Genomic DNA, 23704 nt, shown 5'->3' with positions numbered 1-23704 from the left:
AAATCCCGCTGCTGAGGGTAACGAGACGCGCCGCTGACAGACCGGACAACTTCCAGTGGACGCCTCGTGACAGCCCACACGGCGACGAAGCCCAAGGTTGTTTCGAATCGCGGGAACGGGGCCGGCCGGGCTCAGCTGGTGGCGAGCCGTTCGTGGGTCTGCCAGGACGAGACGAGCTTTCCGCCGGAGCGCCGGCAACGGCCGGCGTTCAGCTGGACCCAGTCCTCGGTGCGTTTCGTCTTCGCGCCGAACCGGACGGTCGGCCCGTTGTCGAAGGACTGTACGGCGCCGCTCTTCGACGCGATGAGCGCGGTGCTGATGAAGCCGCCCGGTGAGCCGGTGAGGTGGCCCCTGAGCTGCGCGCAGGCCTGCCACTGGTCCTTCGGCGCCGTGTCGACCAGGACGAGGGTGCCGGAGTAAGCCGTCCGGCAGACGGTGCCCTTGAGCAGCACCGTCCCCGTGCCGGGCAGGCCGTACGCGCGGGTGTAGTCCTTGCAGCCCGGTCTCTTGGGGGTGGGCGACTTGCTGGGCGTCGCGGACGGGTGCGGCGACCGGTTCTGCGACAGAGCGTCGTTCGGAGGCGTGTTCGGCGCCGAGGAGGACGGCTGCGGTGACGGAGTCGCCGCGGCGGCCAACGTCTTGGGGCGAACGGCGGCGCTGCCGCCGTCCGGCCAGAGGGCGACGGCGAGAGCGACGGCCGCCAGGGCGGTCGCGGCCCCGGCGCCGACCATCCAGCGGGTCGTGGAGAGCCGCGACACGAGGGACGCCTCGGCGCGGGACGGCCCGTCGGTGCCGGTGAGGTCCGGCGCGCGGCCTCCGCCGGGAACGTCCGCCGCCCCGCCCAGACCGGCGGCCGTCGGCGTGCCCTCGGCGGCCATGCCGCCGCGACCGTTGAGTACCCCTCCGACTGTGGCCGCCCCGCCCGCCGGGCCGCTGGCAGCGATGCCGCCGGGACCGATGGGCGCGCGGCTGACGCCCGCAGGGCCTCCGGCGGCGGTGGGTGTTCCGTCGGCGAGGACGCCGCCGGCGGTGCCGAACGCCGGGGGAGGGGTCAGCTCGCCGACGGGCTCCTGTCCCAGCAGAGCGGCCTGGGCCTGCTGGGCGGTGGGCCGGCGGGCCGGGTCCTTGGCCAGGCACGCGGCGACGACCGACCGAAGGGGTTCGGGCAGGGCGGTGACGTCCGGGTCGGCGCGCACGATGCGGTCCATCACGGCGGGCACCGACTCGTTGCCGAACGGCGGGCGGCCGGTCGCGGCGAATAGGATCGTGGCGCCCCAGGCGAACATGTCGACCGGCGGGCCGATCTCCCCGCCCGTCACCTGCTCCGGCGCCATGTACGCGGGCGTGCCGAGGCTGTTGCTCTCGTTCTTCCGGGCGGCGCCGAGGGCGCGGGCGATGCCGAAGTCGATGACCCGGGGCCCGTCCGCTCCGAGCAGGACGTTCTGCGGGTTGAAATCCCGGTGGACGACCCCGGCCTGGTGGATCGCGGCGAGGGCGGTCAGCGTGCTGATCGCCAGCCGCTCCAGCGCCCCGCCGGAGCGCGCTCCCTCGGTGAGGATCTCCGCGCGCAGCGACCGGCCCTCGACGTACTCGCTGACGATGTACGGCTGGTCGCCGGCGAGGTCGGCGTCCAGGACCTGGGCGGTGCAGAAGCGGGCGACCTTCTTGGCGGCGCCCAGCTCCCGGACGAACCGGTTGCGCGCGTCGGGGTGGGCCGCCATGCGGGCGTGCAGCAGTTTGATCGCCACGTCCGCGCCGGAGGCGTCCTGGCCGAGGAAGACGACCCCCTGGGTGCCCTCCCCGAGACGTCCCACGAGCCGGTAGGCCCCGAGCCGCGACGGGTCGCCCGGTCGCAGCGGATGGCCCTCGGGCATCTGGTCGTCCTCCCGCTCTTTACCGTCGGTCATGCGAGAGGTAACGATAGCGCCGCTTCAACCGCCCGACACGCCGATCCGGAGGGCGGCGCCGGGAGGGGCGGTGTTCAGCTCGTGGCGCGGCCGAGGGCGTACTGGAAGAGGTGCTCCTGCTGGATCGAGCCGTCGGTACGCTGCATGGTCGCGAAGTTCGCCATGAAGATCTCGTGTGCGGCCTCGATGCCCATGATCTGGATCGCGCGCGCGACGTTCGGCGAGGCCGTCATGGAGTTCCAGGCGTTGTCCAGGGAGGCGAAGTCGTGCCGGTGGGTGACCTCCGCGCTGGCGAAGACGTCCAGCCCCGCCTCCACCATGACCTCCCGGAGCCGGTACAGGTCGTGGACCGGCGGTCCCTCGGTGGGCGGCGTGGGCACCCGGCCCCGTACGGCGCTGAGGAAGGCGCTCGCCTCGCGGCCGGACCAGTTGTGCCACAGGCCGACCGCGACGACGCCTCCCGGGCGGGTGACCCGGGCCAGCTCCGCGACGGCCGCCGCCGGGGACGCGGCGTACTGGATGGCGTCGAACGCCATGACCTGGTCGAAGCAGCCGCGGTCGTAGGGCAGCTCGGTGATCTCGGCCGCGCGCAGGTCGACGTCGGGCAGCCGGTCGCGCGCCATCGACAGCAGGTCCGTCGAGGGGTCGGTCCCGGCGAGGTCGGCGCCGGTGAACGCCGCCAGGCTCAGTGCCGTGCCGGTGCCGCATCCGACGTGCAGCACGCGGGTGCCGGGCTCGGCTCCCAGCGCCGCGAGGGTCGCGGCGTACAGGGGGCGGACCTGTTCTTCGCGCACACGCGTACGGGCGGTGCGGTCGTGCGGTTGGACCTGCACGGTCCCCATCGTCGTCCTCCGTGTCGACTGCCGATGGCCTAATGATCACGAGGCCCTCGATCGAGTGCATCAGCATAATTGCTTACTTTTCAACTACGTGTACGACGTACGTGCCTCATACTCGCCAGTGTGACAAGGCGTGTTTCGTGTCCCACGATCATCGGCCGTGCAGCCGAGCTCGACCGACTCGACGCCGCCCTGACCCAGGCGCAGGGCGGTTCGTCCGTCCTGCTCTTCGTCGCGGGGGACGCCGGAATCGGCAAGTCGCGCCTGGTCGCGACGTTCACCGAGCGCGCCAGACGGCGTGACGCACTGGTCTTCACCGGAGGCTGCCTCGACCTGGCCGAGGGGGCCGCGCCGTACGCGCCGTTCGTCGCCGCGCTCCGGCCGCTGGCCGACCAGCTGACGGCCGACGAGCTGGCCCACGTCCTCGGCGAGGCACCGCGCGAGCTCGGCGCCCTCCTGCCCGAGCTGTGCGGGCGTCCGCCGGCCCGCCGGGACGGCGCCGAACGCGGCCGGCTGTACGAACTGGCCCTGGGGCTGTTCCAGCGGATGGGCGCGCTGCGCCCGGCCGTGCTCGTCCTGGAGGACCTGCACTGGATCGACCCGGCCTCCGCCGACCTGCTGTCGATGCTGGGCGCCAACCTGCGTCGCGCCGGCCTGCTGATCGTCGGGACGTACCGCAGCGACGAGGTCGGGCGCGACCACCCGCTGCACGGCGCCGTCCTGGAGCTGGAACGCTCGGGACACGCGGAGCGGATCGAGCTCAGCGGCCTGTCCCGGGACGAGGTGGCCGCCCAGGTGACCGGGATCGTCGGCACCCGGCCCGCGACGCGGCAGGTCGGTTCGCTGTTCGACCGGTCGGAGGGGAACCCGTTCTTCGTCGAGGAGCTCGTGGCCGCCGGACCGACCACGAACGAGCTGCCGGCCAGCCTCCGCGAGGTGCTGCTGACCCGCGTCGAGCGCCTCGCGCCGGAGACCCGGCGCGTGCTGCGCGCCGTGGCCACAATCGGCCGGGTCAGCGACGAGGAGCTGATCGCCGCGGTGACCCGGCTGTCTCCCGAGGCGCTGGACGACGCGTTGCACGAGGCGGTCGCCCACCGGCTCCTCGTCGTCACCGGCGACGGATACGACGCACGGCACGCGCTGCTGCGCGAGGCGCTGCACGCCGAACTGCTGCCGGGGGAGCGCGCCCGGCTGCACGTCGCCGTCGCGACGGCGCTGGAGAAGCGGGGCCCGTCCGCCGAGCTGGCCCGCCACTGGCACGCCGCCGGCGACGCGGCGCGGGCGCTGAGCGGCTTCGTCGGCGCCGCCGGAGCCGCGCAGACCACGTACGCCTGGGCCGTCGCGCTCGCCCACTACGAACGGGCGATCCGCTTGTGGCCGGAGGTGCCGGACGCCGAGTCCCGCGCCGGCATGCCACACCCCGAGCTGCTGCGGCGCGCCGCCGAGGTCGCGACGGCGGCCGGCGAGGTCGACCGGGCCGACCGGCTCGCCGCGGAGGCGATGGCCGAGGTCGACCCGGCGACGGCGCCCGCCTGCGCGGCGAGCCTGTGGACGCTCATGGGCCGGATCCGCTGGGTGGCCGGCGACATGGCGGGCGCATCCGCCGCCTATGACGAGGCCATCGCGCTGCTGCCGGCCGAGGAGTCGGCCCGCGAGCGCGCCCGGGTCCGTGGGCTGCAGGGCCACGTTCTGATGATCCAGGCCCGGTACCGCGAGTCCGTGGCCTGCTGCCGGGAGGCCATCGAGGCGGCCGCCGCCGTCGGCGCCCGCGACATCGAGGGACACGCCCGCAACACCATGGGCGTCAGCCTCGGCATGCTCGGCGAGGTGACCACCGGCCTGGAGGAGCTCGCCGAGGCCCTGCGCGGCGCCAAGGAGCGCGACGACGCCTGGGAGATCGGCCGGTCCTACGTCAACTACACCGACGCGCTGCTGTGGGCGGGTGACTGGGCCAGGGCCGCCGAGGTCGGCATGGAGGGCGTCAGTATCTGCCGGGGGCTCGGATACGGCCGGACGACGTGCATGTGCGCCGCCGGCAACACGCTCGCCGCGCTGATCCGCCTCGGCCGCTGGTCCGACGCCGATCGGCTCGCCGACGAGGTGATGGACATCGAGGCGCCGCCCTGGCAGCGCTGGGGCGTCACCCTCGCCTTGGCCGAGTTGCAGCTGCGCCGGGGCGACGCGGAGGGCGCGCGGCGTCACCTGGCCAGCCTCGCCGAGACGGTGGGCCATACCGACGGCATCGACCTGGCCAGCGCCTACCACGCCTGCCGGGCCCGGCTGGCGATCCTCGACCAGGACTTGCCCGCCGCGCGGACGCACGTACGGGCCGGGCTCGACGTCATCCGGGGCAGCGAGTTCACCCGGATCGGCCCGGAACTGTGCGCGGCGGGGATCCTCGTGGAGGCGACCGTACGGGGCGAGGCCGAGCCGCTGCTGGAGGAGTGCCGGGAACTGCTCGCGGCGATGCCCGCCACGCCCGAGGCGGAGGCGTACGCCCTCCAGGCCGAGGCGGAGGCCACCCGTCTCGGCACGCCGGATCCGGCGCTGTGGCGGTCGGTGACCGAGGTGTGGGAACGCCTCGGTGAGGCCTACCGCGCGGCGTACTGCCGGTTCCGGGAGGCGGAGGCGATCCTGGCCGTACGGGGCTCGCGCGAGGAGGCGATCGAGGTGCTGCGCGCGGCGTGGGAGACCATCGACGCGCTCGGCGCCAACGGCGTGGGCCAGCACGTCGAGGACCTGTCGCGGCGGGCGCGGCTGGACCTCGTCCCGGCGGAGGAGTCCATGCCGGGGCTGACCGCGCGGGAGGCCGAGGTGCTCACGCTGCTCAGCAGCGGGCGGACCAACCGGCAGATCGCCGAGACGCTGTTCATCAGCGAACGGACCGTCGGTGTCCACGTGTCGCGCATCCTGCGCAAGCTCGGCGTGCCCAACCGCGGGGCGGCCGCCCACCTGTTCCGGGCGTCCGGCTGAGCTTTTCAGGATCTTCACAGCCGGGTCGCGGGTTCCCTGGAGCCCGGAGCGGGAGGATCGTGCCGACCGCTCAGAGCTTGGGGGTGAAGGTGCCGCCGCGCAGCCCGGTGTCCACCAGTTCGACCGCACGGGCGACCGCCGCCAGGCGGGTGCCCTCGCGGCGGTAGATCTCCAGCACCGACTCGAGCCCATGAGCGGGGACGAAGTCCGACAGTTCGGCGCGGGCCGTACGGAATCCCTCGCGCGCGGCCTCCAGCGCGGCGGCGACGTGCTGACGGGCCATGCGCGAGAGCACGACGGGATAGCGCCGCAGCACGCCGTACCGGCGGTATTCGGGTGGCACCAGGTCGAACAGCCAGGCCACCGCCGTGTCCTCGAATCTTTCGGTGCCCGGTGGATGCACTCCCGAAGGCCAGCCGGGCGGTACGTACGCGGTCACAACGTCAGAATAGATTCAACTCGAATGTATGTTCGAGTAAAGGTAGGAGAAGTATGACGCGAGCGGCTACTTCTCCTCCTCCTTCGGCTCATCACGGCGCTTCGTGATCCTGATGGTGCCGGAGTCGAGGTCGTCGCGGCCCGGCGTGCTGTGCGTGTGCAGCTCATGCCGGCGCGTCTTCTCCTTCTCCTGCTCCTCAAGCTGGATCTGCTTGCCCGCACCACCGAACGCGGCCTGCAGGTCCGCGAACATGCCCGGCCCGAACCCCGCGCCGGACGAGGAGTCACCTCGGATGGCCGACATCAGGCCGCTGCCCTTGCCACTGCCGTCATTCGGCCAGTCGATCACCTCCGGCTCGGTGGCAACAGCGGGACGCTTACGCGGACGCCTGCGGCGCCGTCGAAACGGTGATTTCACGCAACCTCCAACGATCGGCCGGGCGCCAGGATTCCGCACCGGGGCCCCGCCGATGGTATGCGCCATTGGAGTGATCTTGGTATGCGCTTCGCGCGATCTTCGGACGGTACTTCGCGCGATCTCGGACGGTACGCTGCGGAGGGTGCCCACCACACTGGCCGACATCATCACACTCCTGGAAGGTCGCTACGACCCCGCCTGGGCGGAGCCCTGGGATGCCGTCGGCCTGGTCTGCGGCGATCCGTACGCCGCCGTCAACCGGGTCCTGTTCGCCGTCGACCCGGTGACGGCCGTGGTGGACGAGGCCATCGACTGGCGCGCCGACCTGATCGTCACGCACCATCCGCTGTTGCTACGGCCTGTGCACGGCGTGCCGGCCACCACGCCGAAGGGCCGCGGCGTGCACCGGCTCATCACCGCCGGCACCGCCCTGTACACCGCGCACACCAACGCCGACGTCGCCGATCCGGGCGTGTCCGACGCGCTCGCCCGCGCCGTCGGGCTCACCGGGCCGCTGCGGCCCCTCAGTCCGTCCGCCGACGACCCGCGCCGCGGGCTCGGACGCGTCGGCGAGCTGTCCGTCCCCGTCACGCTCCGGGAGTTCACCGAGGCCGCGGCCAAGGGCCTGCCCGCCACGGCCGCAGGCCTCCGCGTCGCCGGCGACCCGGAGGCGCCGGTCCGTACGGTCGCGGTCTGCGGGGGAGCGGGCGACTCGCTGCTGGGCGCGGCCCAGGCGGCCGGAGCCGACGTCTACCTCACGGCCGACCTCCGTCATCACCCGGCGTCGGAGTTCCGCGAAGATGGGGGTACGGCGCTCGTCGACGCCGCACACTGGGCGACGGAATGGCCGTGGCTCGGCGACGCGGCGGGCCTGGTGCGCCAGACTGGCGTGGAGACCCGGATCTCCACCGTCGTGACCGACGCGTGGACCTTTCGATCCCATGAAGGAAGTTCGTGAAAGCAGCACCTGAAGCCCAGTTGCGCCTCCTCGACCTGCAGGAGCTGGACACCACTCTGGACCGGCTCGCCCACCGGCGGCGCACCATCCCCGAGCTCGCGGAGATCGCGAAGGTCGAGGAGCGCATCGGCGGCGTCGCCGACGCGCTCGTCGCCGCCCAGACCGAGATCAGCGACATCGACCGGGAGCAGAAGAAGGCCGAGCAGGACGTCGACCAGGTCCGCGCCCGCGCCGAGCGCGACCAGAAGCGGCTCGACTCCGGGCAGGTCTCCTCGGCCCGCGACCTGGAGAACCTCCAGTCCGAGATCGCGTCCCTCCAAAAGCGGCAGTCCGACCTCGAGGAGATCGTGCTCGAGGTGATGGAGCGCCGCGAGGAGGCGGAGAACCGCCTGCGCGCCGTCGAAACGGACAAGGAGGACGCCGACAAGGAGCTGGCCGAGCTCGCCGAGCGCCGCGACGCCACCTCCCAGGAGATCGACGGCCAGGCCGAGCTGACCCGCACCGCCCGGTCCGGTGTCGCCGGGGACATCCCCGACGACCTGCTGAAGCTCTACGAGAAGCTGCGCGAACAGCACCGGGGCGTCGCCGCCGCGGCCCTGCTGCGCGGCCAGTGCCAGGGCTGCCACCTGCAGCTCAACACCGTCGAGCTGAACGCCATCCGCGCCGCGGCCAAGGACGAGGTCCTCCGTTGTGAGGAGTGCCGCCGGATCCTCGTCCGCACCCCGGAATCCGGCCTGTGAAACTCATCGTCGAAGCCGACGGCGGATCGCGCGGCAACCCCGGTCCGGCCGGGTACGGCGCGGTGGTCCGCGACGCGCTGACCGGTCAGGTCCTCGCCGAGCGGGCCGAATCCGTCGGGGTGGCCACCAACAACGTCGCCGAGTACCGCGGCCTCATCGCCGGCCTGGAGGCCGCGGCACAACTCGCCGCCGGTGCCGACGTCGAGGCCCGGATGGACTCCAAGCTCGTCGTCGAGCAGATGTCCGGCCGCTGGAAGATCAAGCATCCGGACATGAAGCCGCTCGCCCTCCAGGCGCAGCGGCTCGCCTCCGGGTTCTCCTCGGTCCGCTACACCTGGATCCCCCGGGAGCGCAACAAGCACGCCGACCGGCTCGCCAACGAGGCCATGGACGCCGCCGCCGAAGGCCGCACCTGGGAGCCGTCGGCCACCGAGGCCGACGAGCCGGACCCGCCCCCCGCCGGATGGGCGCCGCCGACGACCGAGCCGACGACGACGCTGCTGCTCCGCCACGGCGAGACGCCCTTCTCCGGCGAACGCCGGTTCGCCGGCACCGGCGACATCCCGCTGACCGACACGGGCCTCGCCCAGGCCCGCGCCGCCGGCAACGCCCTCACCGGGCGGGGCATCGACGCGATCGTGACCTCGCCCCTCAAGCGGACCCTGCAGACCGCCCAGGAGATCGCCCAGGTCATCGACGTCCCGGTCCGCACCGAGGACGACCTGCGCGAGACCGACTTCGGCGACTGGGAGGGCTACACCTTCGCCGAGGTCCGCGAACGCTGGCCCGCCGAACTCGACGCCTGGCTCGCCGACCCGTCCGTCGCACCCCCGTTCGGCGAGAGCTTCGAGGCCACGTCCAAGCGAGTCCGCACCGCCCGCGACAAGCTGCTGGTCCGCCACCGGAAGCAGACCGTCCTGGTCGTATCGCACGTGACACCGATCAAGACACTCCTCCGCCTGGCCCTCGACGCCCCGCCCTCCGCGCTGTACCGGATGCACCTGGACGTCGGATCCCTGTCGGTCGTCGACTGGTACGCCGACGGCCCCGCCGTCGTACGGTCCCTCAACGACACCCACCACCTGCGCGAGGCGGCCGAAAACCAGGCCCTTTGGTAAAATGATCCGAGACGGACGAGTCGGCCGGACGGTCGCGTCGGAGTTCTGCTCCGACGAGGAAGGTCCGGGCTCCACCGGGCAGGGTGGTCGGTAACGCCGACCCGGGGCGACCCGCGGGAAAGTGCCACAGAAAGCAGACCGCCTCCGGCATGCCGGAGGTAAGGGTGAAACGGTGGTGTAAGAGACCACCAGCGCCCCAGGTGACTGGGGCGGCTCGGCAAACCCCACCCGGAGCAAGGTCAAGAAGGGCCCGCCACGGCGGACCCGCGCAGGCGTTCGAGGGCGGCCCGCCCGAGGCCTGCGGGTAGACCGCTCGAGGCCGCCGGCAACGGCGGCCCTAGATGGATGACCGTCGCTCCGCGCAAGCGGAGGCACAGAACCCGGCCTACAGGCCGACTCGTCCGTCATCCACGCCCCCGACCTGCGGGGCGGCACGTCAGGCCTCCTGCTCAGGACACCTTGACGGCACATCTGGCACATGGCCCAGGTCGTCACGCCGGTCTCCTTCCGCCGGATCTGAGGCATCGGTCGATCTGGACCGCTACGGTCGGTGGAACTTGAGCGCCAGATCGCTGCGGAGCACGGGTCTCAACGGTCGGCGCGTTGTCACCGAACCTGGAGCGAGCCGTTGATCGAAGTTCTGACCCCGATTCGCAAGATAAGGGTCGAGCAGGCGTACATCCCCGAGGCACGAGCGGTTCTGCCGGACGGGGACACCTGTGTGGTCGTTGACGCTTTCGGCCGGTTGTTCACCGTCTCACTGTCCACCGCTGAAGTGGTCCGGGTGGAGTCGGGTTCGCCGGGGGTCTCCGCGCTTTCGGTGACCCCAGATGGTCGGCTGATGGCCACGAGCGTGCATGCCTTCGGCGAGTACGGCATCCGGATCTGGGACGTGGCGAGCTGGACGGTGGCCACGGAGTTGGTCGGGCACAGCCACCCGATCCTGGCGGTGACGGCTGCGGGTCAGGTGGTGGTCACGGCGGCCGGAGACGGTGCGAGGGTGTGGGATTTGAACGAGGGGTCGTGCAGATTCACGCTGCCGGGCACGGAAGAGGTGAGGTGGGTCGCGGTGACCCACGACGGGCGCCATGTGGTCACGATGAGCTGGGATCGTTCGATCGTGCTCTGGGACTTGTGGACAGGCGTCCCGGTCCGGACGCTGCGGGACGCCGACTCCCGGGTTCCCGCTTTTAGTTCGCCCGCGAGTGACCGAGGGGTCTGGATCCGAACCGTCTTGGCGGACTCGGCACGCGATCGCGTGCTGGCGGCCGACGGTCAACTGTGCGTGGGCGGCCTCGGCGGGCGGCGTCCTCTGGCGGACTGGCAGACGATCCCCCGACACGACAGGGTGAACATGATCCCGGGAAAGGACCTGGTGCACACCTGCGTGGCGGCGTTGAATCCGGCGGACGGGATCGTGGCCGTCGACTACGGCGGACGCATATACCTCCTGGACCAAGGCGGGCAACCGCTCGCAGTGATGGGGGAGGAGCCGGGGCCGGGCTGGATACCGGTGAGCACCATGACCTTTGCCCCGGATGGCCGGCTGGTGTCCTCCTTCCCCGGTGCCTTCGCGGCCGTGGAGGTGTGGCCGGCGCTCTCAGAGCTCACCGGATGAGAGCCGTGCGGAGCCACAACTCATCAACGCGACACACTGACGATCAAGGGCGTTGCTCAAGCTCACGTGATGTCGCGGGGGCTATGCGGGAGGCAGGAGTAGCCCCGCGGGTGGATCCGTGGCGATGTCCTTACCGAGGCCGGCCTGGCGGCCGGAGAACGTCGCGTCGCTGAAGTCGACGGTGCCGCCGGAGAACTTCGCGCCGGCGAAGACGATGGTGGTGCCGGAGAACTCCGCGTCGGCGAATTGGAGAGTGCCGCCGGACAATGTCGCGTCGGTGAAGTCGAGAGTGCCGCCGGAGAACGTCGCGTCGTTGAAGTGGGCGGTGGTGCCGGAGAACTCCGCGCCGATGAAGCCGATGATGCCGCCGGAGAGCGCCGAGCCGGTGAAGTGGACGGTGCCGCCGGAGAACTCCGCGCCGGCGAAGTCGAGGGCGCCGCCGGAGCATGTCGCGCCCGTGAAGTCGATGGAGGCGCCGGAGAAGACCGCGGTGATGAAGTAGTGGGTGGCGCCGGAGAACGTCGCGTCGCCGAAGTGGACGGTGCCGCCGGAGAACTCCGCGCCGACGAAGTGGATGGGGCCGCCGGAGAACGTCGCGCGGGTGAAGTCGATGGAGGCGCCGGAGAACCTGGCGCCGGTGAAGTCGACGGTGGCGCCCGAGAAGACCGCGCCGGTGAAGTCGACGCTGCCGCGGGGGAACACGGCGTCGCGGAAGTCGACGGTACCGCCGGAGAACTCCGCGCCGCTGAAGTCGCCTCCGTCGAAGCGGACACCGGTGAAGTTGAAGTCATGGCCTCGCCAGGAGACTCGGGTGTTGTCGCGCAGGTGCGCGGTAATGATCGAGATGACGGTGTGGTGTACCTCCTGGCTGCCACCGAACGTCAGCTGTTCGGCGGCCGGGGGGCCGGCCTCCGGGGGAGGTTCGTAGGGCATCCGTAGGTAGGCGCACAGCTCGTCGATGCAGGTCTGCCGGCCGTCCTGCCAATCGTCGGCCAGACCGGCCAGCGCGTACACCCCGGCCAGCCGCACCGCGGTCTCGGCGTGTCCGAGCCGCCTTGTCGCCGTGGCGAACCGTCTGTTGAACACCCGCACCCGGTCATCCTCTCCGCGCTGCTGCTCGGTATCTTCCCGTCTTCGGCGAGACACCGGGAGACCCGACCGGCCGTTCCGATCACCGGCGCGGAGCGACGTATCTGAGATGCCTCACTCCTGAGCGCGGTAGCGCAGGTACACCACACCGCCGGCGAAGCGGCGCTCGTCGACCAGGTCGAGGCCGGCACGAACCCCTTCGGGGAAGACCGGGGTGCCGCCGCCCACGATGACGGGCGTGACGAACAGGTGGTATTCGTCCACCAGGCCCGCCCGTATCGCCCGGGTGGCGAGGACCGGGCCGCCCACGCTGACGTTCCCGTGCTCTTTCAGCGCCCGGACGGCGTCAGCGTCGAAACGCCGCTCAATCCGCGTCCGCGCACTCGACACGGTCTGCAGGGTGCTCGAATAGACGACCTTGTCCGCGGAGCGCCATATCTCGGCGAAGTCCCGCGCGGCGGGCGACTGCCCGTCAGGGGAGACGGTCTCCCAGTAGTGCATGACCTCGTACATCCGGCGCCCGTACAGGTACGTCCCGATCCCCCGCTCCAGGTCATTGACGAAGGCGTGTACCTCCTCGTCCGGCTCCGCCCAGTCGAACTTGCCCTCCGAATCGGCCGTGTAGCCGTCGAGCGACGCGATCGTCGAGTAGACCAGCATTCCTGTCCCCTTCCATCGCCAGTACAGACCGTACCGACCCGCCGATCTCATCGGTCGATCCGTTCCGAAACCATGCCCGGCCTGACGCTCCCGCGCGCGGGCTCACTGGAGGGACGCTGAGGAAGGTCGCACCTCGTCGGTCTCGGTGGCGGGTTCGCCGAAGCGGGCGAGGGCGAGCGTGCTGCCGACGGCGATGACGAATCCCAGCACGGCGCTCCAGGCGTACCCATGACGGGTGCCGTCGCCGAGAAGGAGGACCCCGACCAGCGCGGGCACGACGGTCTCGGCGACGACCATCGCCGCGGTGGTCGTGGTCACCGAGCCGTGTTGCAGTGCGGTGGCGAAGAACAGGAACGCCACCAGCCCGCCGCCCGCCACGACGTACGTCGCCGGGTCGCGCAGGAGATCGAGCGGAGACAGGCTCACCAGCACGCGTGCGCCGATGGCCACCAGGCCGAAACCGAGTCCGGCGATCAGACCGAGCACCGCGGACCTGATCGCTCCGCGCAGCCGCCCCGCCGCGACCCCGACCAGGGCGATCACGGCGACGCACCCGAGCAGTGCCATCCGGAACGTCAGGCTCACCGCCGCCGGGTTCTCGTGCCCGGCGGCCAGCCCCAGCAGAGCCAGACCGGCGCACACCGCCGCCACGGCGGCCCACTCTCGCGCCGCCAGCCGAAAGCGCAGGACCCGGGCGCCGACCACCGCGGTCACCGCCAGGTTCCCGGCGACCATCGCCTGCACCACGAACAGCGGCAACGACCGCAACGCGGCCAGTTCGGCGGCGAAGCCCAGGAGGTCCAGGCCCATACCGAGGAGGAACGGAAGCCGGCGGACCAGGCGGACCAGTAGGCGGGGGTCGACGCCCGTGCTCGCCGGCGCGGTGCGCGCCGCCAGCGCCTGCAACACACTCGCCGTGCCGAAGCACACGGCCGCGGCGATCGCCCCGAGAAGACTCCAGATCACTCCCCGAGCGTCTCTGATCAGCTTGGGGATCGCTAGTCACATTGGAGTGTTGTGACTGGGGGATCTGTCCACCGGGGTGGGGTGGCGTGGGCGTGTAAGTGGAAGCCTGCGCCCAGCGCCGCTCCTTTCGGCCGGTGCCGTGGGCGGTTCCGGCCGGTGGGGGTGGTTGAGCTGATCGTGTGCACGATGGTGGTGCGCACGCCCTGGTACCGGCAGGCCGCGCGGGGCGGTCTGTGGTCCGTGTGAGCGTGTCCCTCCGGACGCTGACCCGCCGGCCCGCGAGGGCCGGGGGTGGAGGGTGCCCTGCGTCGCCTGGGCGCGGGGCGTGGAGTTCGGCGCGGGGTGGGACCGGTCTTGGACCGATCCTCCCCGCTGGCCTGAGGGGTTGCGGCCGGGGTGACGACCGCATCCGTTTCGAGCGTGTCGATGACGCGGGGGATATCCATGTGGCCGGTGGCGCGGTCGACGATGGTGTTGTGCTGGTGAGTCAGGCCGCGGGCGGCGATGCGCCGCCATGCGCCGTGGTCGCGGTCGCCTTGCCAGCCACACTGCGGGCCGGGGCAGATCGCCCATTTCCAGCCGGGTGCGGTGGGGCGGTCGGGCGCCTTGCAGTGCCGTAGAGGCATCAGGCACTGCGGGCAGTGCTTGGAGGTGTTCTTCGGCGGGACGGTGACGAGCGCGATGCCGGTCTCGGCGGCCAGGTGCCGCATGTTGTCGGTGATCTGTCCGCGTACTGCTTGGGATAGGCGGGTGTTGAGGGTGCGGCCCATGCCCTTGGCCTCCATGGACCGCAGATCCTCGACATAGATCACGCTCGCGCCGGCAGCGATCGCCTGGTCCACTGCCCAGCGGGCGGCCGCCCAGGCGAGTGCGTCGTTCAGGCCGGACCGGCGGTCGGCCACGTGCTGGCGTTCGGCCGTCAGGACGGCGTGTTTGGCGGCCAGGTGGTGGCCCTCCCGGTTGCCGATGAGGCCTTCGTAGGTGTCGGTTTTGGCGTGCAGGTGTTCACCGTGGCGGCGTAGCCGGTGCTGGCGGGCCATCACCCCACGAGCCCTAAACATCGCCCCCGCCCCCAGCGCGGTAATGGTCCGGTCGGGATGCAAACGGCATGTCCCAGCACTGAGCAGAGTGTTCAGCCCCCAGTCCACGCCCAGTGCGATGGCGTGCCCGGTTCGTTCGGCCTTGGGGACGGGATAGGAGAACGCCAGGTCGGCGTGCACCCAGCTACCGCCCGGCCGACTGGCGGGGCGCAGAGTGGGCAGGTGCAGCACCGAATCAGGCGGGACGGTGGGCGGCAGCGTGAGCGGACAGGCCACCCAGGACCAGTCGGCGTACGAGCGCGGGTCCAGGCGGGTGGGCAACTGCACCCGCAGCAGCACCCTGGCCGGGTCATCGTCGGCGCGTTCCAAGGTGGCCTGCTGCCGGTCAACCGCGGCCAGCACCAGCATCCGCGCCGCGCGCGGCGCCTCCTCCAGCTCGAACACATCGACCGGAAACCGTCCATGCTCGTCGTAGAAGGCGGTGATCTGCCTGGTGCGCGCTTTGATCACGCTGCCAGACAGGGACCGGCCATCCGGGATCGCCTCCCGGACGGCATCCCATTCGACCGCCGTTCGCTTGTCCGGGTCGGCGGGCCAGGTTTTGAGGACCCCGGCGACCATCTCGGCGCGGTGCTGCGCACCACGCAGGACCCTTCCGGCCTGCTCTTGAGCCATCCGCACGATCCGGTCATTGACCTTGACCCCGCCGGGGACGGTCACGGCCCAGCCCAACCGGCGCAACGCCATCCACGCATTCGACGGCAAGACACGGCCCGCCTCATCTACCCCGGCCGCCAGCCGAGCCACGTCCTCGGCGTTCCAGCGCCCGGCCAGCAGGCCGACGGTCATGTCGGCGACCAGGTCCGCGGCCCAGCCCACCCGCTCGGCCACCGTCCGGGCCGTCAGAGCCTCACCGGTCTTCTCATCTACTCCGCCGCGCAGCAGGACCCGGGTGGATGCGGTCCGAGCCGCCTGACCGGCGGCCAGCGCAAGCTTACGGCTCATGCGACACGACCGGACGACACGCGACCAAACATGTACACACAGTAGCGATCTGTATCGGTGTTCCGCTCGGTGATTCGAAAATCCGAGCGAGGCCAGCCAGTCAGGGCGTCGACTGCCTACCGGCGAACTACCATCGAGTGCACGCCGCTTTCGCCCTCGGGAGCAACCACAGCAACTCGACGTCCTCTCATAACCGCTACGTGACATATCGGATCCCTAGGAAACCTGTGAACCTATGGACGATCCGAGCGTTGCCCGTCGCCGGAAGACGATCGATATGACTCGGCCTGCGAGACCCGCTGCGCGGACCGGCGCGCAAGCCGCCGTACGGCCCGGATCACCAAGGAAGGAGCACTCATGCCCCATCCCGGCCGAGACGTCCACCTTCGCCTCGTCTGGCCCCAGTGGCAGGGTGCCGGCACTTCCAGTGTCGAGGCGCTCGCCTCCGAGTTCCCGTTCGATGTCGCCCGCCGCGGCTATGCGGTGGGCACGGCGGTGCTCGACGCGGTCCTGCCGCCGCACGACGGCCCGACGGCGACCGTGCCGGTCACGATGTCGGACGACGGCCTGGACGAACGCGACGGTGTCGAGGCCAAGGAGGTCGTCCTCCGGCAGCTTGCGAGCGCCCAGGCGGTCATCCGCGCTCACGACCCGGCCCGGATCGCCACGCTCGGCGGCGAGTGCTCGGTGAGCGTGGCGCCGTTCGCCGAACTGGCCCGCCGCTACGGGGACGACCTGGCGGTCGTCTGGATCGACTCGCACCCCGACATCGGCACCCCCAAGAGCGAGTACCCCGGCTACCACGCGATGGCCGTCGCCGCACTCACCGGCCACGGCGACCCCGACGTGCAGGCACTGCTCCCAGCGACGATCTCACCGGACCGGGTCGCCCTGGCGGGACTCCACTCGTGGACCGACGACGACCTCCCGAACGTCGCCGACTGGGGCATCCGCTCCTTCGCCCCCGACGACCTGCGCACCTCCACCCGCCCGCTGCTCGCCTGGCTGGCGGCAACCGGCTGCTCCCGCGTCGCCGTCCATTTCGACGTCGACACGGTCGACAGCAACGAGATCGTGCTCGGCCTCGGCGCCGAACCGGACGGTCTCACGAGCACGGAGGTACGGCGCATCGTCGCCGACATCGATGAGGCCGCGGACGTCGTCGGCCTCACGATCGCGGAGTTCTTCCCGCGCCAGGTGATGCACCTGCGGCAACTCCTCAACGGCTTCCCGCTGATCTCCGCAACGCCGACGGACTGACCCCGGATGCTCACCCCGGGCTCCGCTGACTCCGAACGTGAAGCCGACCCATCTCGGATCCAAGGTCTTGGGTCGGCCCACCTCGGCAGGGTGATCAATCCGATGGGTGCAGTTGCAGCCAGAGTTCGGCGCGTTCGGCATGGAGGTCGCGTCCGAGTTGTTCGTATGCTTCGCCCATCAACTGTACGGTCGCGCGGTCGTACGACATCAGAGACTTGAGCACGCATAGCGCCGAGGCGGGAAACCCGTCGGCGAGAAATCGACGGGCCTGCGATAGGTACTCATCGACGTCCCACGGGCGATCCACCCGTACGGTGCCGGGCGCGAACGCCGCAGCCTGTGCGAGTACGCCGATACCGTCATCGGCCGATTCATACCGCCATCCCGGGGGAGTCTCCGGGCGGATCGCCTGCTTTGAGCGGGCACCCGGGCCGATCCGCGGGGAGCCGATATCGGGGCGCAGGTCGAGGGCGTGGCATACGGCTGCCCAGCGGGTGTCCTCGGCGGGCGAGGCCAGTCCCTGCTCGCGCCCCCACGTCGTCCAATTGGCCATTGCCCCGACGAGAAGGTTCTCCAACGCCTCTTTCGTGTTATCGCCGAGCCAGAATGCCTGGTCATCGCCCGGGGCGAACGATACGCACACGTGGTCCTCGGCATCCAGCTCTGGAGCGAGCACCGCCCACCCGTAATGCAGCCCATCGCCACCGTTCCAGCAGAACGGAAGGATTTCAAGTGGCTGAAAGCTGTAACACAGTTCCCCGCACATGATCCGTGGATCGTCGCTACCGGGTGGCTCGCCGAGAAGGCTCGTGCTGATGTCCCCGCAGAAAAGGTCGCCGCCCTTGTCCATCCACGAAGCGTAGCTCCACACATCCGGGTCTCCGGGGTCCAGCCCGTCCATGATAAACGCGGCGAGCTCCGCAAATGTGGTGGGCAATCGGAGTGACCGGTGCAGGGGATGCTGCATAAAACTCTCCAGCTAGAATGTCATCTAGTTGATGTGTAGCGGTAGGTTCTGAGAGATCGTAGTCCTGATTCATGTCGGAAACGGATGCCCTGGACGTGGTCCTGCGGGACGCACGCCGCGTCATGGTGACGGACGCCGTCCCGCCCGCGTCGCACCTGATCGGGGCCGAGGTCGTCATCGATCTGTCGGCCCCTGCTGAGCTCGACCGATTGCGTACGGCCATGGCGGTGGCGTCCGTTCCCGGCATGGTGTGCGCGTGCCTGGGGGACGTCCGGTTCGACTTCCTCGACGAGGACGGCGGAGATCTGACCGCCGTGGTCCTCCACCATGGCTTGACGCTTCGCTGGTACGGCTGGGACGGCGACGCGGTCCTCGTCGATGGCATTTCACTACTGCGCTGGCTCGACGACCACGGAGCATCGGGCCCGCTGCGGCAGTTCGAGGAGGACGAACGCCGGCGTCTGCGGGCACGGTCGCAAGAGGCCGAGTGGCTCGCGGCGATGCCGGCCGTGCTGGCCGACCTGTCCGAGCGGATCCTGGCACCCTCGCAGATGGGCGGAAACCCCTCGCCGGACCTGCTGGCCGAAATTCAGGATCGGCTGGACCACGCTTTCCCGGAGCCCGCGAGCCGAGTGCTGGCTCTCTTGAAATGGTGCGGCGCGGGCACCGGCCGATTCTCCGGATTTCCCGTGTACGAGCTCGTGCCGAGCCTGCTGCTCAAGGACCTGCCGATCGCCGACATCGTCGCCGGCCTGCAAGACCCGCGTGCCGACGCCCGCCACGACAGAGGCGCCGTGCGCCATCTCGCCGGCTGGAAGAGCCGGCGTCGCCAGAAGAGGGACATCGCCGCCATTCCCGCGCCGCTGAAGGCCCGCCTCCTCGAAACGGCCCGGGCATCCGGCGACCGGGAACAACAGCGACGCGCATCGCAATGGCTGAACCCGGACCGGTCGAATTAACGGGTGACGGTGATGGCGGTGACGATGAGGCCGTCGCGGGCGAGCCAGCGGCCGGTGAAGCCGGTCAGCGGGCGGCCGTCGACCTCCGGCGGTGTGACGGTCAGCGCGGCGGCGAACGTGCCGGCCTCGGGGTCCACCGTGACGCTCGCGCCCTCGAAGCCGAGCCAGCGGCGGGTCAGCGGGAACCACGCCTTGTAGACCGACTCCTTCGCGCTGAACAGCAGGCGGTCCCACCGTACGTCGGGTTCCGCGGCGAGCAGGTCGGTCAGCCAGGCGCGCTCTTCGGGGCGGGAGACGGCTTCCAGTACGCCGTCGGGCAGCGGGCCGTTGGGTTCGGCGTCGATGCCGATCGTCAGGAGGTCCCGGGCATGGGCGACGGCGGACGCCCGGTAACCGTCGCAGTGGGTCATGCTGCCCACGATCCCGGTCGGCCAGATCGGGGCGCGGCTCTCCCCCGGGAGGATGGGTGCCGGGGCGACGTCGAGTCGCGCGAGGGCTGTTCGCGCGCAGGCCCGTACGGTCGTGAACTCCCTGCGGCGCTTGTCGACGGCGCGGGCGAGCAGTGCCTCTTCCTCAGGGAACAGGGTCGTCGCGGGCGCGTCGCCGTACGTCTCCTCGGCCGCCGCTTCCGGCGGCAGCAACTCCTCGATCACGAGGTCGCCGGAAGGATCTGCCGTAGCGCCGGCTTCACCGGACGCTTCTGCCACTCGCGCGGGTAGCCGACCGAGACCTCCTCGAACCGTACGCCGTCGTAGTAGGTGGTCCGCGGGATGTGCAGGTGCCCGTAGACGGCCACGGCCGCGCGGAAGCGTACGTGCCAGTCGGCGGTGTGCACGGTGCCGCACCACTGGGCGAACACCGGGAATCGCAGGACGCGGGTGGGCTCCCGTACCAGCGGATAGTGGTTCACCAGCACGGTCGGTAGCTCCGGGTCGAGTTCCGCCAGCCGTCGTTCCGTCGCCGCCAGCCGGGCCCGGCACCAGGACTCGCGGTTCGGGTACGGGTCCGGATGCAGGAAGATCTCGTCGGTGCAGACGATGCCCTCCGCGTACGCCTGCGCGAGCGCGGCCTCCTGGGTGGCGGCGCCCTCGGGACGGAACGTGTAGTCGTACAGCAGGAAGAGCGGCGCGATCACGGCCGGGCCGCCGGGGCCCTCCCAGATCGGGTACGGATCCTCCGGTGTGAGGACGTCCACGCCGCGGCAGAGCTCGACCAGCCGCCGGTAGCGGTCCTCGCCGCGCAGCCCGGTCGTGTCGCCGCGCGGGGTCCACAGCTCGTGGTTGCCGGGCGTCCACACGACGGTCGCGAAGCGCCGGCGCAGCGTGTCGAGCGCCCATTCGATGTCGTCGAGGTTCTCACCGACGTCGCCGGCGACGAGCAGCCAGTCGTCGCCGGAGTGCGGACGCAGCTCTTCCACCAGTTTCCGGTTCTCCGGGTACGCGACGTGGAGGTCGCTGATGGCGAGAAGGCGCGGCCCGTTCTCCGGCGTGGTGATCACATCGGTGATGCTACGTGCGGCCTCTCGCGGGAACCTCGAGTTGACCGATACGGGTCAGGGCCGCGCCTGCCGGGCGTACGCCGGGCAGGCGCGGGGACCGGGCGTGCCGCGATGGGTGGATCAGGTGAAGTTGACGTCGCTGCAGAAGAAGAACGCCTGGTCCATGTGCGAGGCCTGCCAGATCGTGAAGACGACGTGGCGGCCCGTACGGCCCGGGGCGCTGAGGTTGTCGACGATGTAGTCGCCGCCCGGCGCGTACTTGGCCGTCTTGCGCACCAGCTCGAGGTCGCTCCAGCGCAGAGGCTGGGTGAGGGCGTTGTACCCCTGTTTGGTGACGTAGACGAGGATGTAGTCCGCGCCGTGGTGGGCCTGGTCGAGCAGGTGGACCGAGAAGGTGCTGTGGACGTCGGTCGTCTTCCACGCGCCGGGGACGTCCAGGGAGCGGTACCGGCCGCTCTCGGTCAGGCCGCCGCTGCAGAGCTGCCCGTCCGGGAGCCCGGCCTGGAAGTTGCCGGCCAGGCCGTTCTTGTAGAGGCCGTTCCAGTTCCACATGGCGTTCGGGTTGTCCTGCCACGCCTGCCAGCACATGGGGTCTTCCTGCTGCATCTTGGGGTCCTGGAAGTCGCTTCCCCAGCGGAGCCAGCAGCCGTAGTTGCGGGAGGCCGGGTCGACGACCGAGCCGTGGGCGAAGGCCGCGTCGGCCCAGGGGACCAGGAAGAGTACGGCGGCGGACAGCAGCGTCAGGACGCGGAGCGCCCGGCGGGTACCTCGGTGGTGCATGCGCGTTCTCCGTCTCGGGGGACAGGCCGAACGGTGGGAGCGCACCTGATCACCGATATTAACCTGACAAGCGGAGTTGCCGAACTTTACGCATGAAACTTTCAGGGTGCCGGAGGGCGTCGCACATGGTTGAGCCGCGGAGGCGGGGCATGGTCACCGCCACCGCGGCCCGGTCCGTGTGCGTGGAACCGACCCATCGGGTCGTTCACGCGGGTTTGTCATACGCGCCGCCGAACTTCGCGCAGATCTCGCGTGCCTCGTCCGGATAGCGCTGAATCAGCCGGTGCAACTCGGCGAGTTCGGCGTCGCGGCGGAGGTGTCCGACGACGGTCATCTCGTCGAGGATTCGGCGGAACTCTGTCAGCTCCTGGTCGTAGCTCATGTGTCCGTCCGGTAGAGGAGTGAGCGGTCTTCAGCGGTTCCCGATGACACGACTGATCTCCCGGGCCGCTAAGGCCTTGTCCACCGCCGGACAGATCGGCTGACCCCAGGAGTAGAAGAACCAGTACGCGTCGCCGTCGACGATGTGGTGCTCACAGCGGATCGTCTCCGACATGACGGGCGCGTGCCGGTTGGTGGCCCGCAGGTAGGGGGACGCGCCGTTGGGATGGTCGAGAGTGGTCTCGAAACCGGCTTGGTCGAGAGCGCCTCGGAGCTCACGAAGGTGCCGGAAGATTAACGCGGTGACGGTCTCCTCGCCCATGTCCGTCTCCTCATCGCGGGGGGATCTTGGCCGCCTGCCGTGACGGTAAAATCGCCGAGCCGCTGTGTGCGAGGAGTGTGCCCAAGTGTGGCACGCGGACTTCAGTCGAGAGCGTCGATCGCGGCGGAGATCAGTGCCCGCGCCTCCGTGCCGAAGACCGCCATCTCGGTCAGCTCACTGAACGCCTTGGTGTAGAGGTCCACCTCTCCGGGGGTGGTGACCGTGACCGCCGCCGACAGCAGCTCCACCGACACCCGCTCGGAGTCGAAGATGTTGAAGGCCTCGAGGGTCCACATCCGGCGGCCCCCGTGCTCGAAGGGGATCACGCCGAGCGACACCGACGGGAGCGCCATGGTGTCCAGCAGGTGGTGGAGCTGCCCGGCCATCGTGTCGGAACCGCCGACCTGGTAGCGGAGCACCGCCTCCTCGACGAGCACGGCGAACCGATGGTCGCCGTCGCGTACGACGTGCGAGCGGGCCATCCGGGCGGTCACCGCCTCCTCCACGTCGTTGGGAGTGCCGTGGAAGGTCGTGATGGCCGACAGCAGCGCGCCGGCGTAGGCGGGGGTCTGGAAGAGGCCCGGCACGACCTGCGAGCAGTAGACCCGGAAGTTGCGGGTCCGTTCGTACAGCGGCACGCGCGACTCCTGGAGCCGGCGCAGGCCGGTGCGCTGGAGGCGGCGCCACTCGACGTAGGCGCCCTCGACGGCACGCAGCGAGGCCACGAGGTCGGTGGCCTCGTCGTCGGCCTTGCAGACGGTGCACCAGCGGCGGATGTCGTCGGCGGACGGCGGCCGGGAGGCGTGCTCGATCTTGGAGACCTTGGTGCGGTCCCATTCGGCGGCGGCGGCGAGCGCCTTGGCGGTCAGGCCCGCGTCGACCCTGAGCTCTCGCAGCCGGTCGGCGATGGCCTGGCGGGCCGCCTGGACGGACGACGACGGTGAGGCCGTCGGCAGGGGCGTTCTCCGCGGTGGTCGGGGCCGCTCAGACAGGGCGATAGTCATCGTGATCGACCCCCCGCTCCCAGGCCGCCTCGAAGGCGGAGGTGCATAGCTTCACCACGTCAGGATCCTCCCAGACGTCGTGGCCGACGAATTCCCCGTCACCGGCGAAGTAGCCGAATCGGACGATCCGGCCATCGAAGACCCAGAAGTCATTGCCCGGCAGGGCCAGATCCGACGACTGCCGGCGAGACAGCCACCGTACCTGCTCGCCGGCCGCGACGTTCAGCCCTTCTGTTACGTCGTACTCGAAACGGATGAAGTCCGCCAGTGGTTCCGACACGATGCGGACTCGCCGGATCTGGACACCACGGGCGACGGTCGCGCGGACCAGGCCGAACCACTCTGGGTAGCGCTTCGGCCCGTCGATCCGCACTCCCGCCGTCCAGTCGAGGAAGACGGGGTCGGAGGGCGTGTAGCCGTCCCGCATCTCCAGGTGGACGGCCGACTCGTCACACGCGGCCAGCAGGTCATTGAACGATGGGACCTCCGGCGACATCGCACGCCTCCTTCAGGATCGGTGCCATCCGCGCCGGTAGCCGCAGCACCGTCTCGTGGTCGGGGATCGGGCCGGTCGCCAGGCATTCCCTCCGAGTATCCGGGTCGGCGGTCCAGCCTTGGATGACGATCTCGCTGGTCGCGTCGTCGACCCAGACGGTGGGGCAGTTATCCCCGTTGGTGAATGGATCGATCCCGACGAACTTTAGGGACATGGATGTCCTCCTGAGTCCGGTATTGTGTACGGAGCGTACATGACTGGTCCACGC

Annotated in this window: 24 protein-coding genes and 1 other RNA gene; 8 read left to right on the top strand and 17 right to left on the bottom strand. The window is 70.6% G+C overall.

The window, feature by feature from the left end:
• Positions 1–131: 131 nt before the first annotated feature.
• Together ACQP2O_RS38910 and ACQP2O_RS38905 are read right to left on the bottom strand one after the other, a co-directional pair.
• Positions 132–1907 carry a serine/threonine-protein kinase gene (locus ACQP2O_RS38910; RefSeq protein ID WP_433174126.1) on the bottom strand — a complete coding sequence of 592 codons (1776 nt, stop codon included), beginning with the start codon at positions 1905–1907 and terminating at the stop codon, positions 132–134.
• A gap of 74 nt (positions 1908–1981) precedes the next feature.
• Positions 1982–2749, bottom strand: a complete 768-nt coding sequence (locus ACQP2O_RS38905) for a class I SAM-dependent methyltransferase (protein WP_433174124.1) — start codon at positions 2747–2749, stop codon at positions 1982–1984.
• 120 nt (positions 2750–2869) lie between these two features.
• On the opposite strand from ACQP2O_RS38905, the gene ACQP2O_RS38900 reads away from it, so the two are divergent.
• On the top strand, positions 2870–5719 hold the full coding sequence (locus ACQP2O_RS38900; RefSeq protein ID WP_433174122.1) for an ATP-binding protein: 2850 nt from the start codon (positions 2870–2872) through the stop codon (positions 5717–5719).
• A gap of 70 nt (positions 5720–5789) precedes the next feature.
• Here the strand turns inward: ACQP2O_RS38900 and ACQP2O_RS38895 are convergent, their stop codons facing one another.
• Both ACQP2O_RS38895 and ACQP2O_RS38890 read right to left on the bottom strand, forming a co-directional pair.
• The gene (locus ACQP2O_RS38895) at positions 5790–6158 is read right to left on the bottom strand and encodes a hypothetical protein (protein WP_433174120.1); all 369 of its coding nucleotides are present in this window, start codon (positions 6156–6158) and stop codon (positions 5790–5792) included.
• A 66-nt stretch (positions 6159–6224) separates the two neighbouring features.
• On the bottom strand, positions 6225–6506 hold the full coding sequence (locus tag ACQP2O_RS38890; RefSeq protein ID WP_433174118.1) for a DUF6191 domain-containing protein: 282 nt from the start codon (positions 6504–6506) through the stop codon (positions 6225–6227).
• 202 nt (positions 6507–6708) lie between these two features.
• Here ACQP2O_RS38890 and ACQP2O_RS38885 point away from each other — a divergent pair, with 202 nt between their 5' ends.
• From ACQP2O_RS38885 to ACQP2O_RS38865, 5 genes are all read left to right on the top strand, one after another.
• Positions 6709–7533 (top strand): Nif3-like dinuclear metal center hexameric protein, encoded by an 825-nt coding sequence (locus ACQP2O_RS38885; RefSeq protein ID WP_433191291.1) that lies wholly within the window; start codon positions 6709–6711, stop codon positions 7531–7533.
• On the top strand, positions 7530–8273 hold the full coding sequence (locus ACQP2O_RS38880) for a zinc ribbon domain-containing protein (RefSeq protein ID WP_433174116.1): 744 nt from the start codon (positions 7530–7532) through the stop codon (positions 8271–8273). Before ACQP2O_RS38885 ends, ACQP2O_RS38880 begins: the two co-directional genes overlap by 4 nt.
• Complete coding sequence (locus ACQP2O_RS38875; RefSeq protein ID WP_433174114.1) at positions 8270–9391, top strand: bifunctional RNase H/acid phosphatase; 1122 nt, start codon at positions 8270–8272, stop codon at positions 9389–9391. Before ACQP2O_RS38880 ends, ACQP2O_RS38875 begins: the two co-directional genes overlap by 4 nt.
• A gap of 16 nt (positions 9392–9407) precedes the next feature.
• Positions 9408–9795, top strand: an RNA gene (gene rnpB / locus ACQP2O_RS38870) — RNase P RNA component class A.
• Positions 9796–10019: 224 nt separating this feature from the next.
• Complete coding sequence (locus ACQP2O_RS38865; RefSeq protein WP_433174112.1) at positions 10020–11009, top strand: WD40 repeat domain-containing protein; 990 nt, start codon at positions 10020–10022, stop codon at positions 11007–11009.
• Positions 11010–11090: 81 nt separating this feature from the next.
• Here ACQP2O_RS38865 and ACQP2O_RS38860 read toward each other — a convergent pair whose 3' ends face one another.
• From ACQP2O_RS38860 to ACQP2O_RS38845, 4 genes are all read right to left on the bottom strand, one after another.
• The gene (locus ACQP2O_RS38860; RefSeq protein WP_433174109.1) at positions 11091–12101 is read right to left on the bottom strand and encodes a pentapeptide repeat-containing protein; all 1011 of its coding nucleotides are present in this window, start codon (positions 12099–12101) and stop codon (positions 11091–11093) included.
• 111 nt (positions 12102–12212) lie between these two features.
• Positions 12213–12758 carry a dihydrofolate reductase family protein gene (locus tag ACQP2O_RS38855; protein WP_433174108.1) on the bottom strand — a complete coding sequence of 182 codons (546 nt, stop codon included), beginning with the start codon at positions 12756–12758 and terminating at the stop codon, positions 12213–12215.
• Between the two features lie 102 nt (positions 12759–12860).
• A complete protein-coding gene (locus ACQP2O_RS38850; protein WP_433174106.1) occupies positions 12861–13724 on the bottom strand; it encodes a hypothetical protein in 864 nt (287 codons plus the stop codon).
• Positions 13725–13756: 32 nt separating this feature from the next.
• Positions 13757–15769 (bottom strand): zinc ribbon domain-containing protein, encoded by a 2013-nt coding sequence (locus ACQP2O_RS38845; RefSeq protein WP_433174104.1) that lies wholly within the window; start codon positions 15767–15769, stop codon positions 13757–13759.
• A 357-nt stretch (positions 15770–16126) separates the two neighbouring features.
• On the opposite strand from ACQP2O_RS38845, the gene ACQP2O_RS38840 reads away from it, so the two are divergent.
• A complete protein-coding gene (locus ACQP2O_RS38840) occupies positions 16127–17029 on the top strand; it encodes an arginase family protein (protein ID WP_433174102.1) in 903 nt (300 codons plus the stop codon).
• Between the two features lie 94 nt (positions 17030–17123).
• Here ACQP2O_RS38840 and ACQP2O_RS38835 read toward each other — a convergent pair whose 3' ends face one another.
• Positions 17124–17996: a hypothetical protein gene (locus tag ACQP2O_RS38835; RefSeq protein WP_433174100.1), complete on the bottom strand. Its 873-nt coding sequence runs from the start codon at positions 17994–17996 to the stop codon at positions 17124–17126.
• A 71-nt stretch (positions 17997–18067) separates the two neighbouring features.
• Here ACQP2O_RS38835 and ACQP2O_RS38830 point away from each other — a divergent pair, with 71 nt between their 5' ends.
• On the top strand, positions 18068–18955 hold the full coding sequence (locus ACQP2O_RS38830; RefSeq protein ID WP_433174098.1) for a hypothetical protein: 888 nt from the start codon (positions 18068–18070) through the stop codon (positions 18953–18955).
• On the opposite strand, the gene ACQP2O_RS38825 is transcribed toward ACQP2O_RS38830, so the two are convergent.
• The 8 genes from ACQP2O_RS38825 to ACQP2O_RS38790 all read right to left on the bottom strand — a co-directional run bounded on the left by ACQP2O_RS38825 (position 18952) and on the right by ACQP2O_RS38790 (position 23650).
• A complete protein-coding gene (locus tag ACQP2O_RS38825; RefSeq protein WP_433174096.1) occupies positions 18952–19608 on the bottom strand; it encodes a 4'-phosphopantetheinyl transferase family protein in 657 nt (218 codons plus the stop codon). The two genes, ACQP2O_RS38830 and ACQP2O_RS38825, sit on opposite strands and share 4 nt — an antisense overlap.
• The gene (locus ACQP2O_RS38820; RefSeq protein ID WP_433174094.1) at positions 19605–20453 is read right to left on the bottom strand and encodes a metallophosphoesterase family protein; all 849 of its coding nucleotides are present in this window, start codon (positions 20451–20453) and stop codon (positions 19605–19607) included. The genes ACQP2O_RS38825 and ACQP2O_RS38820 overlap by 4 nt, the downstream gene beginning before the upstream one ends.
• Positions 20454–20573: 120 nt before the next feature.
• The gene (locus tag ACQP2O_RS38815) at positions 20574–21233 is read right to left on the bottom strand and encodes a lytic polysaccharide monooxygenase auxiliary activity family 9 protein (protein ID WP_433174092.1); all 660 of its coding nucleotides are present in this window, start codon (positions 21231–21233) and stop codon (positions 20574–20576) included.
• A gap of 205 nt (positions 21234–21438) precedes the next feature.
• Positions 21439–21615 carry a hypothetical protein gene (locus tag ACQP2O_RS38810; protein ID WP_433174090.1) on the bottom strand — a complete coding sequence of 59 codons (177 nt, stop codon included), beginning with the start codon at positions 21613–21615 and terminating at the stop codon, positions 21439–21441.
• 30 nt (positions 21616–21645) lie between these two features.
• Positions 21646–21936, bottom strand: a complete 291-nt coding sequence (locus ACQP2O_RS38805) for a hypothetical protein (RefSeq protein WP_360899362.1) — start codon at positions 21934–21936, stop codon at positions 21646–21648.
• 101 nt (positions 21937–22037) lie between these two features.
• Entirely contained in the window at positions 22038–22940 is a 903-nt protein-coding gene (locus tag ACQP2O_RS38800) for a DUF5753 domain-containing protein (RefSeq protein ID WP_433174088.1), read from the bottom strand.
• Positions 22921–23436 (bottom strand): DUF6879 family protein, encoded by a 516-nt coding sequence (locus ACQP2O_RS38795; protein ID WP_433174086.1) that lies wholly within the window; start codon positions 23434–23436, stop codon positions 22921–22923. Before ACQP2O_RS38795 ends, ACQP2O_RS38800 begins: the two co-directional genes overlap by 20 nt.
• On the bottom strand, positions 23408–23650 hold the full coding sequence (locus ACQP2O_RS38790; RefSeq protein ID WP_433174084.1) for a hypothetical protein: 243 nt from the start codon (positions 23648–23650) through the stop codon (positions 23408–23410). The genes ACQP2O_RS38795 and ACQP2O_RS38790 overlap by 29 nt, the downstream gene beginning before the upstream one ends.
• Between the last annotated feature and the right edge of the window lie 54 nt (positions 23651–23704).

This window comes from Actinoallomurus sp. CA-150999 (assembly GCF_050942425.1).
Classification (GTDB): domain Bacteria; phylum Actinomycetota; class Actinomycetes; order Streptosporangiales; family Streptosporangiaceae; genus Actinoallomurus.
The sequence above is the reverse complement of the archived record's forward strand: the minus strand, read 5'-3'. Positions and strand labels throughout refer to the sequence as shown.